Genomic DNA, 13,713 nt, shown 5'->3' with positions numbered 1-13,713 from the left:
GTGTTAGCTAGTTGTCACTCTCTAATCCTGCAAATTGGCGTACTATACTGTATTAAACGACTTATAAGCGCGTTTCAGCTTATATAGGTAAAAACCCAGAAATGTTGTGAAGACATAAGGTGCACATAGTGCAAAAAATTAAAAATAAGACGCCAACTACGTTGTTTTCTTGCTRTTTAATCTGCACAGATGAAGATAACTGAATACCTTCAGTTTCATGATAAGGGGGCTGGCGGGGTTTGTCAAGTAAGTTTTTAGCCCTGTCTCCTTGCTATAATGTTCATATCGATAGAAAAGCAAAAGAATAGAATGAAATATCAAGCGATATCCTCTATAATCAAATTTTTTTGAATGAAGAGATGACGATTCGTGTAGGAATTAATGGTCTGGGTAGAATAGGCAGAGGCATATTGCGTGCTATTTTCGAAATAGAAGAATATAGCAAACAAATAGAAGTTGTAGCTGTGAATGGATCGCTCAGTGCAAAGCAGCATGCACATTTGATTAAATATGATTCTGTTCATGGCAAATTCAGTGGTGATATTGACTTTAAAGAGTCTCAAAATTGGCTATCTATAAATGGCAAAAAGTTTTCTTTATATAGAGAACGGAGCCCTGAAAATATTCCTTGGAATGTTGATGTAATACTTGAATGTACTGGTGCATTTAACAAGCGTGAAGAAGCAATAAGGCACAATGCAGAGAAAGTGATTGTCTCTGCTCCAGTTCCAGATGCTGATGTAACTATAGTTTATGGTGTGAATAATGATATGCTCAAAAAAGAGCATAAAGTAATATCAGCAGGTTCTTGCACTACAAATTGCCTTGCTCCGATTGTGAAAGTCCTACACTCTAATCTAGGTATAAAAAGCGGTTTTATGACTACTATACATGCCTATACGAATGATCAAAATGTCCTTGATGGTAATCATAAAGATTTGCGTAGAGCAAGAGCTTGCGGATTATCTATGGTACCAACTACAACCGGGGTAGCAAAAACAATCGGTTCTGTAATTCCTGAATTAAAGGGAAAGCTAGATGGCACTGCTATCAGAGTTCCAGTTAGCAATGTTTCTATGGTTGATTTTAAATTTATAGCTGATAAGAAAGCAACGGCTGAAGCAATAAATGAAATGTTTAAAAATCAAGACTCTTCCGTACTTTCTATATGCACAGAGCCTTTAGTTTCAATAGATTTTGTGCATAACCCTTATAGTGCAATTGTGGATTTAACGGGTACGTATGTTACAGGTGATATATGCAGGGTTGCAGCATGGTATGACAATGAGTGGGCTTTTTCACTGAGAATGTTAGATATAGCACTATTGTGCTGGAGTAGAGCATGAATGGAAAATACGCTTCATTTTATGAGCACTTTGCGGAACTCAGAAAAAGAGTTATCTTTTGCTTCCTGTTTTTTCTCGTTGCTTTTGGTTTTTGCTACTACTTTAAAGAAAGTATATACCGTTTTTTACTTGCACCTTTGATAGAAGTCACAAAAGATAGCGATGATTTTTCTTTAATTTACACAGACTTAACAGAAGCGTTTTTTGTGTATCTTAAAGTTGCGGTAATGAGTGCACTTTTATTTTCTTTCCCTGTGTTTGCATGGCAATTCTATATGTTTTTAGCACCTGGGCTATATAAAAGTGAAAGGGCAGTGTTGTTACCATATTTGATTGCAACACCTGTTTTATTTGTAACGGGAGCCGCTGTAGTCTATTACTATATATTTCCTTTAGCCTGGAAGTTTTTTATCAATTTCGAACACAGTGGTAAATCCTTCGATATACCGATAGAGTTTATGCCGTCAGTTAGCGAATATTTAGACCTTGTTCTCCAATTTATGTTTGCATTTGGCACTGCATTTCAAATTCCAGTCATACTCACATTGATGGTGAGAGTAGGGTTACTCACTACACAAAATTTGTCAAATAAACGCAGAATCGCGATAGTAGTAATTTTTATTATCGCTGCAATCTTAACTCCACCTGATGTGTTAAGCCAAGTAGGGCTTGCAATACCAATGCTAATGCTATATGAATTGTCCATTTTGATATGTAGGTATATTGAGAGGAAAGCAAAAAATTCTGATAAATAAAAAGCCATTATAGCTGTCATTCCAAGAAAATTACATAATATACATTATGACAATGTATCGCAACAAGAGCAGGAGCAAATGAAGCTCGATATTAAAAATGCTTATGAAGCATATAAAGCAAAGTTTTGTATTGCTAGTAATATTCAAGTTACTGTGCATACCTATATTTTTAATAATGAAGATGATTATAGAAGCTATGGCACTTTGGTTCCTGGGTTTTCATGGAGTCAATCTTCGCTCAATATTTCTGGTGGGATGACGAACGGAAAAAGCGTATTGCTCTATAAAGACGCTTATACGGACAACGTTTTAGCCCATGAATTTGGTCATGTATTTCAAAAGAAGCTTTCTGAAGCAAAAGTAAAGGAGTTAGACGATACAAATAATCAGCTGATGGCAAATGCAATTGGACTTGAGGTAGAAGAAAAAAATTATAAAGCTATTTGCAAGCAGATGGGTGTAGATGAATATAAAAACCATGGATGGATATTTAGTTTTAAATACCAAGGTACAACTGCTAGTATATACCGCAAGGGCCTTTCAGAAGAAGAAAAATTTCAAATTATACAACGTGTCAAGAATTCTGGACTAGACGAATATAAAGACAATGGATGGATGTTTAGTTTTAAATACAAAGGTACAACTGCTAGTATATACCGCAAGGACCTTTCAGAAGAAGAAAGGTTTCAAATTATCAAAGACATTAAGAACTCTTATGAATCGCTCGTTAGTGAATGTGATGGATTGGGAAATGAGAATACAGCTTTATCGATTTACTTTGATGAAAATAAGGAAATAAGTCGAATGTTTTTTCGTAATCCAGACAAGAATATATCAAAATGGTTAGATAAGACACTCATAAGCAGAAGTAAGCCTGAACAAGATGTGGATGACACAGCAGGAAAAGAGCCTGAACCAGAATCAGCCGAAGAGGATACTCAGCAACCTAGTAATTTCTTATCCAATATTTTTTCAGCAATTAAATCCGTTATTGATTCTATCTCATCATTCTTTTCATGGTTATTTGGGTCTAAAGAGGAAAAATCTGATGACAATCTTTCTTTGTTTAAGCTTGATGCTAATGAGTTAGGTCACGATGTCAAGCCTGATGCCAATGAGTTAGGTCACGATGTTAGAGACCACTTATCAGACAATTATAATCATTACAACTCATCTGATGGGCTAATGTAATATAGCTAATTTACAACCACTCCCCTACCCTTTTTAGTTGTTCAGCAAATATAGAGAGGTTAAAGGGAGTGGTATTACTTAAATAATTAGATAAAAAATTAGGTGGATCATTCTGAAATTCTTGCATTTTTGGTCATGTCGAACCAAATTTCTTTTTCACACCACCTTTTAAGCCACTGATGTTAGTTTTTGTCATAATGCGATCAAACACTCCCAATAACCTCTTTAATAGGCTTGGAGTTAGCGAAGAGATAGGGTTAACGGATACACTACTGTTTTTGTCATCACCACTTGCTTTATAGTCTATTGAAACGATTCCCCTACTTTTCCCGCCAGTAAGAAGTTTTCCAATTATAGGAATTTTTAACAAAGATTTATTAATTGAATATGCTGGTATTACCTGTCCTTCAACTTGGAATTTATAATTTCTAATGTCGAGCTTACCGCTAGTGCTAATGCCTAATTCCGCCCCTTCAAGCCAAGATTCTTCAACTTCAACAGAGCCATCTTTGTATGAGAAAGGTACATTGCATTTATAAAAGTATACACCTTCATCCTTTATAGCATTTACAATACCAGGAAGCGAAGACATCGATAATAAAGTAGTGAGTAGTGGAGCATCTTTGATATAAAAATTACTAATAGATAACATGCCATAATGTTCTTCATTTTCTCTTTGAGGAGATAGATAAAGAGAAAGTTTACCATTTTTGAATGATTTACTAATGCCTAAGGAACGCGAAAGTATACCTGCATTATCCGCATATATTTCGAGCCCTATTCCACTGTATTCCGCTAGTATGTTGCTGCTATCTTCTAGAAACTGTCCTGTAAATTGACTTCCATTGCAATTACCTTTAGTACAGGTTACATTCAGCTTAGCATTTTTGATAACGATGCCTTCTTTCATAATTACATTGTCAACATTCATACTAATTTCTATATCTTTGTTTAATCCATTATTGTTTTTGCCAAGCAAGCCTAAAATATTACTCAAATTGATTTTCTCACCATAAATAGTTATGGCATTTTTTTCCTTACCTGATTCAATTTCTATACTAAAATCATTATCAGGCAATTTAAAACTACTAGAATTTAAATATAAATTTCCATTTCCTACTCTTCCGCTGAATTTTATATCTAGGTCATTTCCTATAACATCTAATCTGTCTATTAACAATTCATCGGCACCTTTTAATTTTACAGAGAACAAAACTTTATTGTGATCTTCAAAACGATTTTTCCACCCAAAATAACTTGAATGTGATTCAAGCTCTGATAAATCCATATTACCATTAACATGTCCCGTCTTATCTTGATTTATCACCGATTCTATATTTGTATTGACATAGCCACCTATATTTTCATCAAAATCAAGTATTTGAGCAGGTAAATCTCCGGTCAAATTCCAGGCGAAACTTTCATTCCTATTGCTACTTTTCAGGTCAAATAATAGCTGTGTGTTATTCACCATACCACTACCATTTAAATCTATAAAGTCACTGCCAAAACTAAGCTTAATGTCATATTTACCAAGACTTGCATTATAGACGGCCAAATTGTCAATTTCAGAATGAAAATTTGCTGAGAAGTCTACTTTTTTGTCATCAGCATTTAGATTAAAAATGCGAAAATTAAATACAGATTTTGCCATTCCACTTACTTTATCCCTTTCAATCTTCACCACATCATCCAGCTTAAATCTTATAGGCTCATATAAACCATACGCATCACTTACAGCTTGGCCATTAATGGTTAGAACTGAATTTTCCTTATTGAGAGATTTCATTTCAATATCACCACCATTAATAGTGAAATTCTGAAACTTAGCGCTATTTACAGTAATCTTAAGATCGTTATTCTTGATAATCAAATCACCCTTTAGTTCCTTTACTTGCTCAAAATCTTCATCAAATTTTACGCTACCATTTTCTATATCAGCAACAATTACAATGTCTGACAGATCGTCATTAACCAAATTGTTAATTTTGCCATTGAAACTTACAATGGTATTTGAAACATCCCCATTAATATTATCACAATACCAGCTTTTAAATTTACTATTCACTACACCATCTGATACATAAGTACATAAATCCTTTGCAGCAAACTTGCTAATATTAATTCTAAGCAAAGCATGACTTGTACTAAAGTTCATCTTGCCTATTAAAGAGAGATACGTGTCATTTAACTTAAAATGGAAGTTTTTTACACTAATAATTCTATCACTATATGTTAAATTTATATTTACATTAGTTAAGGCCAAATTTTTGTTCAAATAATTTTCTGTATTCAATACGTATATATTTCCATCTACAATTTCATCCTTTTTATTAATTTTTACTGAGAAGCTTCCTTTGAATCCTATATTTTTGTCCAAATTGTAGCTTTTAACTAATGTAGAAAACTCGCTCAATAGTCCCAATTTTAGATTATAAAATGTCCCGTATACATTTAGCAAGTTGTTGCGATTTTTTATTGTAATTGATAAATCATCCAAAAATCCCTTTCTATCTTTTGTATTCACATGAATATCTAAAACATTAAAATCTTCCCCCTTCCCTATATATAATTTATCAATAAAAAATTCATCTTCTGTGCTTTTATCAATAGCGATGTTAGTAAATTCAATTTTTGAATCCGCATTTAAGTCAAAAAAAAATTCCCTTATTGTTTTTAATAGATTTTTTGCACTGCTTTCTATCATCTTGAAATTCTTCCCTGTTATCCCAGCACTCGTCCTTGTCATCCCAGTGCTTGACACTGGGATCCAGGTTTCTTTTTTTCTAGATTCCAGCGTCACGCGCTGGAATGACACCGAAGGAAGGTGGTTATCACTTAAATAATGATTATCCAAAAGGTCTAATGAGTTTTGCGGATTAGCATTAGTTTCTTCTCTCTTGATACATACATGCACATTATCAGCTGAAACCTGAGAGAGATTTGTACTAGCTTTAAATAAGGAACTTAACTTAAAATGTACAAAAAGCTCAGGAACTTTTATAGTAAAATTAGGGTTTGCTATTGCCAAATCTGTAATGACTAAATACGGATTTTTGCCATCTTTCTGCCAAATAACTGAGGTATTCTCCATATTAACGCTTGAGCCAACAAATATTTTTGATATTTTATGTTTAACATAAAAATTAATATAATTAATATTGATTTCTAAAGGCTTTAAAAAAATAAAGAAGCACAATATGAACAATAAAACTACGGAAAATAATATAGTAATTTTTTTAAGCATCGATTATTGCTTTTCTTGCTAAACTATCAGCCTCCTCATTATATTTATTGCCACTGTGTGCTTTAACCCACTTCCAATCAATTTCGTGTTGTGAAGCAACGTTGTCTAGCTCTTTCCACAATTCCATATTTTTTACTGATTTTTTATTACTTGTTTTCCAGCCATTCACTTTCCACTTATTTATCCACTCTGTTATGCCATGCTTAATATAAAGACTATCCGTATATAAATTAATATTACAAGAAAATTTTAACGCTTTCAGCCCATTGATCACCGCTGTTAACTCCATTTTATTGTTTGTGGTATTTTCTTCTCTACCATAAATGTCTTTTCTATAATCTTGAAATAATATGATAGCTGCCCATCCTCCCGCTCCAGGATTACCAGAACACGCCCCATCCGTGTATATTATCACTTCCTTTTTGCTCATCTTTAACTGTAATGAATTAATAAAGTATATAGTTGCTTCTATGAAAGCACAATTTCTAAAGATAGTTTAAGCTGCACCTTTAAATTTTATTATAGAAACAAAAAAAAGTGTGACAACGAGCATTACCAAAAGGAAAAGTAAAAAATAGTTTTTATGCTTCTGCCGTTCTTTCATAACTAAAATAAATCAATAGAACAAAAAATAATACTGGCGAATAGGAAAAATAGATAAGAAATTGAATAAGAAAACATTTGTTTCTGTGAGTTGTGGTTCTTGAATCTGAGAATTGATATAGCGTACCAAATAAAGATGCAACCTGCAAAAATTGCTATGCTTAGATAAAGTAAAGCCTTTTTCAAAAATAGAGCTGGAAGCAAGCTGGTTAATACCAGCAACACACTATAAATTAATATATATTTTCTTGTTTTTTCCGGACCATAAACAATATTGAACATTGGAATCGATGCACTTGCATAGTCTTCAGACTTATTTAAAGATAGGGCCCAAAAGTGTGGTGGAGTCCACATAAAAATTACTAAAAATAAAATGAAACTTTCCCAACTGACAGAATTAGTCACAACTGCCCAGCCAATCATTGGAGGAAAAGCACCCGCTGTACCACCGATAACGATATTCTGCGGAGTACGCCTTTTTAGCCAAATTGTATATACGAAAACGTAAAATAATATGCTAACTGCAAGCAAAGCAGCAGAAATATAGTTTACTGCTATTGCCATGATAAATACTGACAATATTCCAAGAGTTATACCAAATTCAAGCGCACTTTCTGCAAGAACTCTGCCTGAGGGTATAGGGCGGTTTTTTGTCCTTTTCATGAGTAGATCTATGTCTCTGTCATACCACATATTTATAGCACCTGCAGATCCTGAGCCAAGAGCAACACATATAAGAGATATTAGTGCTAGAAAAGGGTGCATACTACCTGGTGCAGTAACCATACCAGCAGCTGCAGTAAATACCACAAGATACATTATCCTTGGCTTCAGCAAACGCCAAAAATCCAGTATTGTTGATTCAACATTTAGCGAAACACTTGTGTACATTCTATTTTACCACTGGTGGCTTTTCGAAAGTATGAAAAGGTGGTGGTGAAGATACCGTCCATTCCAAGGTGTCACCTTCCCAAGGATTATCTCCAGCTTTTTTGCCCCATTTAAAGAGATGTATAACTATAAACACAAAAAACATAACTGAAACAAAGGACATATATGAGCCAATTGAGGATATATAATTCCAAGGGATAAACGCATCAGGATAATCAGGTATACGCCTTGGCATGCCAGCTAATCCTAAGAAATGTTGAGGTAAAAAAGTGATATTGGTACTAATAAAAGTAAGCCAAAAGTGGATTTGACCTAAGCGCTCATTATATTGTTTACCCGACATTTTACCAATCCAATAATAAAAGCCAGCAAAAGCTCCAAATAATGCAGCAAGTGACATGACATAATGGAAGTGAGCAACAACATAGTAGGTATCATGCAGAAGCTTATCTATTCCACCATGAGAAAGAATTATTCCCGTTATGCCACCGCCAACAAACATGAAAATAAAACCTAGTGCAAATAGCATAGGGGTCTTAAACTCAATTGCTCCACCCCACATAGTTGCAATCCAGCTAAAGACTTTTACACCAGTTATAACACCGATAAAAATTGTGGTAGTGCTAAAAAATGCAGCAGCGTCAGCACTAAGCCCAACAGTGAACATATGATGAGCCCAAACCATAAAGCCAAATACTGCTATACCTATCATTGCATAAACCATCCCTATGTAACCAAATACAGGTCTGTGAGAAAAAGTTGATACAACCTGACTTGTGATGCCGAATGCAGGAAAAATAATTACGTAAACTTCTGGATGACCAAAAAACCAAAATAGATGTTGAAATAACACAGGATCTCCGCCACCGGCAGGATCAAAAAAGGAAGTACCAACATTGCGATCAGTAAGAAGCATAGTTATAGCACCGGCAAGCACTGGTAAAGCAACAATCAACATAAATGCTGTTAGCAGGACAGACCAAACAAACAGTGGCATCTTAGTTAATGACATGCCTTTTGCGCGCATGTTAAATATAGTAACTATAAAGTTGATCGCCCCAACAATTGACGACATACCAGCAACATGAAGTGCAAGTATAGCCACGTCAACTCCTGCACTTGGATGGGACATTACCTGTGATAAAGGTGGATATAAAGTCCAACCTGTACCTGGACCTTCACCAATAAACACTGAGAGAATGAGCAAAATAAAAGATGACACTAATAACCAAAAACTTAAATTATTCATACGAGGAAATGCCATATCTGGTGCGCCAATCATGAGAGGTACAAACCAGTTACCAAATCCTCCCATGAGGGCTGGCATTATCATAAAAAACACCATTATCAACGCATGCCCTGTAACCATTACGTTATATAATTGATAATTATTGTTAAGTATATTAATGTGCATTAGCTGAGTGCGAATAATCACCGATAATAATCCACCAATAACTCCAGCTAATATGGAAAAAATAATGTACAGTGTCCCTATGTCTTTATGATTAGTGGAAAACAACCAACGCTTTATGCCCTTTGGTACGTCACTCATATCTATACTCCAAATTTAACTCACTAATTTTCTATTTTCAATCCACTTATTAAAATCTTCTTTGCTTACTGCTTCAACAACAATTGGCATAAATCCATGGCCTTGACCACACAATTCATAGCATTGCCCGTAATAAACACCAGACTTTTTGATATTAAACCACGCCTCATTCAGCCTACCTGGTATCGCATCAATTTTTACACCGAAAGCCGGTACTCCCCAGCTGTGTATCACGTCTCCTGCTGTAACTTGTAAACGAACGTTAGTATTAATGGGTAAAACGATGTTGTTATCAACAGAGAATAGCTTTAAATCTCCTTCGATAAAGTCTTCTTTTCCCTTAATATAACTATCAAATGACACACCTTGATATTCTGGATATTGGTAACTCCAATACCATTGATGGCCAATAACTTTCAGTGTTATATCAGCTTTCGGTATTTCTTCCTGTAGCTTCAGTAATTTAGCGTTTTCAAAGGCTAATATACCAACAATAATCGTTGGTATAACAAACCAAACAATTTCTAAAAGGACATTGTGGTTAGTTTGGCTTACGTTTGCCACTTTGCTTTTGCGAAAGCGAAATACTACATAAGCAAGCAGCGCCCACACAAAAAGCATTATTGCAACCATCACAACCATTACAAACGAATGTGACCTAACTACAGCCTCCATTACTTCAGTTGCAGGAGCAGGAAATCCAAATTGCCAGGAAGTAGGAGCAGAGGCAACAGATATATTTGAGTAAAATATTATCAATAGTGCAAATAACTTCACCATATCTTTTGTTTGTTTGCTATAAAACTAAATGATATACTGTATAATAGTATATATAAACTTACTATGCAAATAGAGATTAGTGATGGTTAATAATTTTTTAGCATTCAACAAGTATAATAGTATAATACTAATTTGAGTAAAAAAGCATTTACATAAATCTATTGTAAGTAAAAATATTATAATATTTTAAATTAAGTATTTACTTTAAGTGAATTCTATAATAAGTTTAATAGTGTCTGTTACTGCTAATAACCCTCTAGCCTCACACCTAAAAGCAGTAACAGACACTATTAAACTTTATGACAAGTTTATAATTTGCAAGATCAAAATCTTACAAGTTCCTTTATTTTATTATACATTACAGTTTGTTAATTAACTTTTAATGCCTATGGTAGCATTACAGCTTGGGCCAAAAGTTTATGCATTATAGAAAATAATTATAAAAAACACACTATATTTGTATACCATACAAACTTTTTTCATTCTGCATAGCTAAGTTACTAGATTCTGTAAACGAAATCTTTAGAGAAGCCAAATGGGCAAAGTTTCATGAAGGTCTTTCGCCAAAACAAGGCAAAATACGCTAAAATTCCTGATTTGACAAAAAAAATATTCAATTATGGACGTTTTATAAATATGTTCATCTTCTCTCCTATTACATTTTTGCCCACAGAACCTAGAAAATTTTGGAATTTATATGTTCATCTTCTCTCCTATTACATTTTTGCCCACAGAACCTAGAAAATTTTGGAATTTATATGCATAATTAGACAAGTAGTTTTTAACACATAACTCAGAAGACGGCATGGTGTATGTTGCAAAGAGTTAGGGAATCATGGACAATTGAAAATGTTATGTTTCTAGGAGAAATAGGAATCGACAATGATTATGATGCTAGAGTAACAAATGCACGTTCTATTTTGCTTCAAGATGACGGTGTTGGAATACAGGGTGATGTTCGAGATATTGTGATTGAAGTCCCTAAAGGTCAAATTGGAATTTCAGCTAAATACAATCATGCTGCAATAAAACATTCTCGACTTTCAGATAAAATTGATTTTGGTAAAGAATGGACAGATCATCCATGTGGCGAAAAATATTTTAAAGCCTGTATTTATACAATTAAGAGAAATGCGTGCTCAGAATATGCTATTTAGAGATATTCAAGGAAAAGAAACAAGAATTTATTTGCCAGTTTTAACAGCGTTTGAGGATGAGCTTAAACGGCTATGTGAAAGTTTTAGAGGTGTATTTGTTGAAAAATTTTTCAGATATTTACTTGGGCGTCATGATTTTTATAAGATTATGTTAAAAACAGCATGTAAAAGAAAAACAGTCTCTTTGCAGTCCGTCAATATTGGCGGTACATTAGAATACGGTTCAAAATAGAAAATACCTGAAAGAAAATAAGAGTAATAGAAAGAAAGTCTGGCTCGTCAAGTACAATAGAAGTAATGTTTGAGGGTGGATGGACTATTTCTTTTAGGCTTCATAATGCAAGTAGCAAAACAGAGCCTTCTTTAAAATTCGATATTCAATTTATAGGGATTGCAAGTAGTGTAGGGCTACATGTTATTGATATTGTCTAACTATATACCTAAATTTTATTACGGCACTTTCACTACTACTTTAACGAGTGAGCTACCTTTCTATAAAAGACCTATCGACTGTTGCAATTATAGGCGTAAACAAGAATGATAAAAGAGTACGGGATTGAGTAACTATGTACACTTCTGCTGGCATACCAGGGTATAGGTATACATTTTTAAATTGAGCAAGCTCTGACTTTGGTATCACTACACGCACTGAATAATAACGCCCTAGTCTTGAATCATCAAGAGCATCAGGAGAAATATGGCTTACTATACCACTAATTAAACTTAAACGACGTGCACTATAAGCACTCAGCCGGACTTTAACCTTTAGCCCTGCTAGCCCATCAATAGAGACTATGTTGCTATCTTTCTTTTGTGCTGACAGTACCTCTTCTATGTTTCTAGTTTGAATTTTAGCATCTATTATTAAGTCATCATCCGATGGCACTACGCTCATGATTGGAACTCCAGATTGTATAACACCACCTTCAGTATGGTATCTTATATCTGTGACTATCCCATCTTGAGGCGATTTAATTATTGTACGTGCTAATGAATCTTCAGCAACCATCAGCCTCTCTTTCAAGTCTGCAATAGACGTACTAACTTCCTTAAGTTCAGCGTTTGCCCTTTCTTGAGAATCATTTCTCACGTTTATAATTTCTAATTCGTTCTCTCCAATTTTTTGCTGCACTTGAGATATTGCAGAACGGTAATGTCCAACTCTGCCTTCAATTTCAGCAAACTGTTTTTCTAAAGCTAAAATGTGTGGTTTGCTTATATGGCCACTATCAAGTAATTGTCTTTTTGTTTCCAACTCCTCAGTTATCAAGTCGTATTGCTTATGAGCTGCATTTAGTTGAAAGTTTAGCCCCGCTAATTCATCATTTAACTGCTTTATACGTTGTTGCAGTATGTCTGTTTTTCCCAATATGCTCTTTCTCTGAGAGTTGAACAACTTTACTTGATTCTTTATCGCTTTATTTACAAGTTCATCGTGAGATAATTTTTTAACCTCATCAGGAAACTCGAGCGTGTCTAAATCTCCTCTGATTGCAATAAGCCTTGCTTCTGTTGCTAAAAATGATAAGAGCTTCTCTTTGATAATACTTAAATTCGCCTTCTCGTTAACGTCACTCAACAAAACTAGAGGCTCATCTTTTTTAACTGCTTGGCTCTCTTTGACTAAAATTTTGCTTATTATTCCTCCGCCCAAGTGTTGAACTATTTTCCTATTTGAAGATACAATAACTTCTCCACTTGCATGCACCGCACCGTCAATTGGAGCTATAGCCGACCAAATACCACCTATCCCAAAAAAGATGAGTATTACTACCAGACCAAAAAATAGTGGTCCCCATGTTACTCTCAGAACTTCATTTACGTTATTACTTTCGCGTTTTAAAATAAAATTTATCACTACATCAATCAATGCAAACGTCTTATCCAAAAATTTTGGATACTTCTTCTTTTTATTTCTTGCTCCTTGCATATTTATATTATCACTATGGCCAATCAGGCCTGTCAAAGAAAATCCAGCGCTAAGCTTTTTCAACTTACTTATCATAATACTACTGTGAATTTGTGTTAACTCAAGATAACACACAAAAACAAAGAATCTATAATTTAGGCATTCCATTTAGACTGCAGAGCACCAGAATAAACTATTTAGTAACAATTCCTGCATCAACTATGTTTTTAAAATTTTTTGACGTTTAACTTTATTATAACTTTTCCTTTATTTTGTGAATAT

Annotated in this window: 10 protein-coding genes and 1 pseudogene; 5 read left to right on the top strand and 6 right to left on the bottom strand. The window is 34.2% G+C overall.

What is annotated here, in order from left to right; genetic code table 11:
- Nucleotides 1-359: 359 nt before the first annotated feature.
- The 3 genes from gap (at nucleotide 360) to OZD67_RS01330 (ending at nucleotide 3,292) form a co-directional block, all read left to right on the top strand.
- Entirely contained in the window at nucleotides 360-1,346 is a 987-nt protein-coding gene (gene gap, locus OZD67_RS01340; RefSeq protein ID WP_182182732.1) for a type I glyceraldehyde-3-phosphate dehydrogenase, read from the top strand.
- Nucleotides 1,343-2,101: a twin-arginine translocase subunit TatC gene (gene tatC, locus OZD67_RS01335; protein WP_182182734.1), complete on the top strand. Its 759-nt coding sequence runs from the start codon at nucleotides 1,343-1,345 to the stop codon at nucleotides 2,099-2,101. Before gap ends, tatC begins: the two co-directional genes overlap by 4 nt.
- 78 nt (nucleotides 2,102-2,179) lie before the next feature.
- Nucleotides 2,180-3,292, top strand: coding sequence for a hypothetical protein (locus OZD67_RS01330; RefSeq protein ID WP_182182736.1), 1,113 nt, complete (start codon nucleotides 2,180-2,182; stop codon nucleotides 3,290-3,292).
- Between the two features lie 133 nt (nucleotides 3,293-3,425).
- Here the strand turns inward: OZD67_RS01330 and OZD67_RS01325 are convergent, their stop codons facing one another.
- The 5 genes from OZD67_RS01325 to coxB form a co-directional block, all read right to left on the bottom strand.
- Complete coding sequence (locus OZD67_RS01325; RefSeq protein ID WP_182182738.1) at nucleotides 3,426-6,539, bottom strand: YhdP family protein; 3,114 nt, start codon at nucleotides 6,537-6,539, stop codon at nucleotides 3,426-3,428.
- Nucleotides 6,532-6,969, bottom strand: a complete 438-nt coding sequence (gene rnhA, locus OZD67_RS01320; RefSeq protein WP_182159921.1) for a ribonuclease HI — start codon at nucleotides 6,967-6,969, stop codon at nucleotides 6,532-6,534. The genes OZD67_RS01325 and rnhA overlap by 8 nt, the downstream gene beginning before the upstream one ends.
- 176 nt (nucleotides 6,970-7,145) lie before the next feature.
- On the bottom strand, nucleotides 7,146-8,033 hold the full coding sequence (locus OZD67_RS01315; protein WP_182182740.1) for a heme o synthase: 888 nt from the start codon (nucleotides 8,031-8,033) through the stop codon (nucleotides 7,146-7,148).
- 1 nt (nucleotide 8,034) lies between these two features.
- Nucleotides 8,035-9,585 carry a cytochrome c oxidase subunit I gene (gene ctaD / locus OZD67_RS01310; RefSeq protein WP_182182741.1) on the bottom strand — a complete coding sequence of 517 codons (1,551 nt, stop codon included), beginning with the start codon at nucleotides 9,583-9,585 and terminating at the stop codon, nucleotides 8,035-8,037.
- Between the two features lie 15 nt (nucleotides 9,586-9,600).
- Complete coding sequence (gene coxB, locus OZD67_RS01305) at nucleotides 9,601-10,365, bottom strand: cytochrome c oxidase subunit II (protein ID WP_182182743.1); 765 nt, start codon at nucleotides 10,363-10,365, stop codon at nucleotides 9,601-9,603.
- A gap of 812 nt (nucleotides 10,366-11,177) precedes the next feature.
- Here coxB and OZD67_RS01300 point away from each other — a divergent pair.
- Both OZD67_RS01300 and OZD67_RS01295 read left to right on the top strand, forming a co-directional pair.
- Nucleotides 11,178-11,754, top strand: a pseudogene (locus tag OZD67_RS01300) (HaeIII family restriction endonuclease).
- 17 nt (nucleotides 11,755-11,771) lie between these two features.
- Nucleotides 11,772-11,954: a HaeIII family restriction endonuclease gene (locus tag OZD67_RS01295; RefSeq protein WP_338063307.1), complete on the top strand. Its 183-nt coding sequence runs from the start codon at nucleotides 11,772-11,774 to the stop codon at nucleotides 11,952-11,954.
- A 52-nt stretch (nucleotides 11,955-12,006) separates the two neighbouring features.
- Here OZD67_RS01295 and OZD67_RS01290 read toward each other — a convergent pair whose 3' ends face one another.
- Entirely contained in the window at nucleotides 12,007-13,527 is a 1,521-nt protein-coding gene (locus OZD67_RS01290) for an HlyD family type I secretion periplasmic adaptor subunit (protein ID WP_182182748.1), read from the bottom strand.
- Nucleotides 13,528-13,713 lie beyond the last annotated feature (186 nt).

This window comes from Wolbachia endosymbiont of Drosophila nikananu (genome assembly GCF_028981865.1).
GTDB lineage: Bacteria > Pseudomonadota > Alphaproteobacteria > Rickettsiales > Anaplasmataceae > Wolbachia > Wolbachia pipientis_B.
This window is presented reverse-complemented; position numbering and strand designations above follow the sequence as displayed.

Bases quoted from the DNA above. Each gene is read 5' to 3' on its own strand.
- gap (WP_182182732.1), top strand. From the start codon at position 360: ATGACGATTCGTGTAGGAATTAATGGTCTGGGTAGAATAGGCAGAGGC.
- tatC (WP_182182734.1), top strand. From the start codon at position 1,343: ATGAATGGAAAATACGCTTCATTTTATGAGCACTTTGCGGAACTCAGA.
- OZD67_RS01330 (WP_182182736.1), top strand. From the start codon at position 2,180: ATGAAGCTCGATATTAAAAATGCTTATGAAGCATATAAAGCAAAGTTT.
- OZD67_RS01325 (WP_182182738.1), bottom strand. From the start codon at position 6,539: ATGCTTAAAAAAATTACTATATTATTTTCCGTAGTTTTATTGTTCATA.
- rnhA (WP_182159921.1), bottom strand. From the start codon at position 6,969: ATGAGCAAAAAGGAAGTGATAATATACACGGATGGGGCGTGTTCTGGT.
- OZD67_RS01315 (WP_182182740.1), bottom strand. From the start codon at position 8,033: ATGTACACAAGTGTTTCGCTAAATGTTGAATCAACAATACTGGATTTT.
- ctaD (WP_182182741.1), bottom strand. From the start codon at position 9,585: ATGAGTGACGTACCAAAGGGCATAAAGCGTTGGTTGTTTTCCACTAAT.
- coxB (WP_182182743.1), bottom strand. From the start codon at position 10,365: ATGGTGAAGTTATTTGCACTATTGATAATATTTTACTCAAATATATCT.
- OZD67_RS01290 (WP_182182748.1), bottom strand. From the start codon at position 13,527: ATGATAAGTAAGTTGAAAAAGCTTAGCGCTGGATTTTCTTTGACAGGC.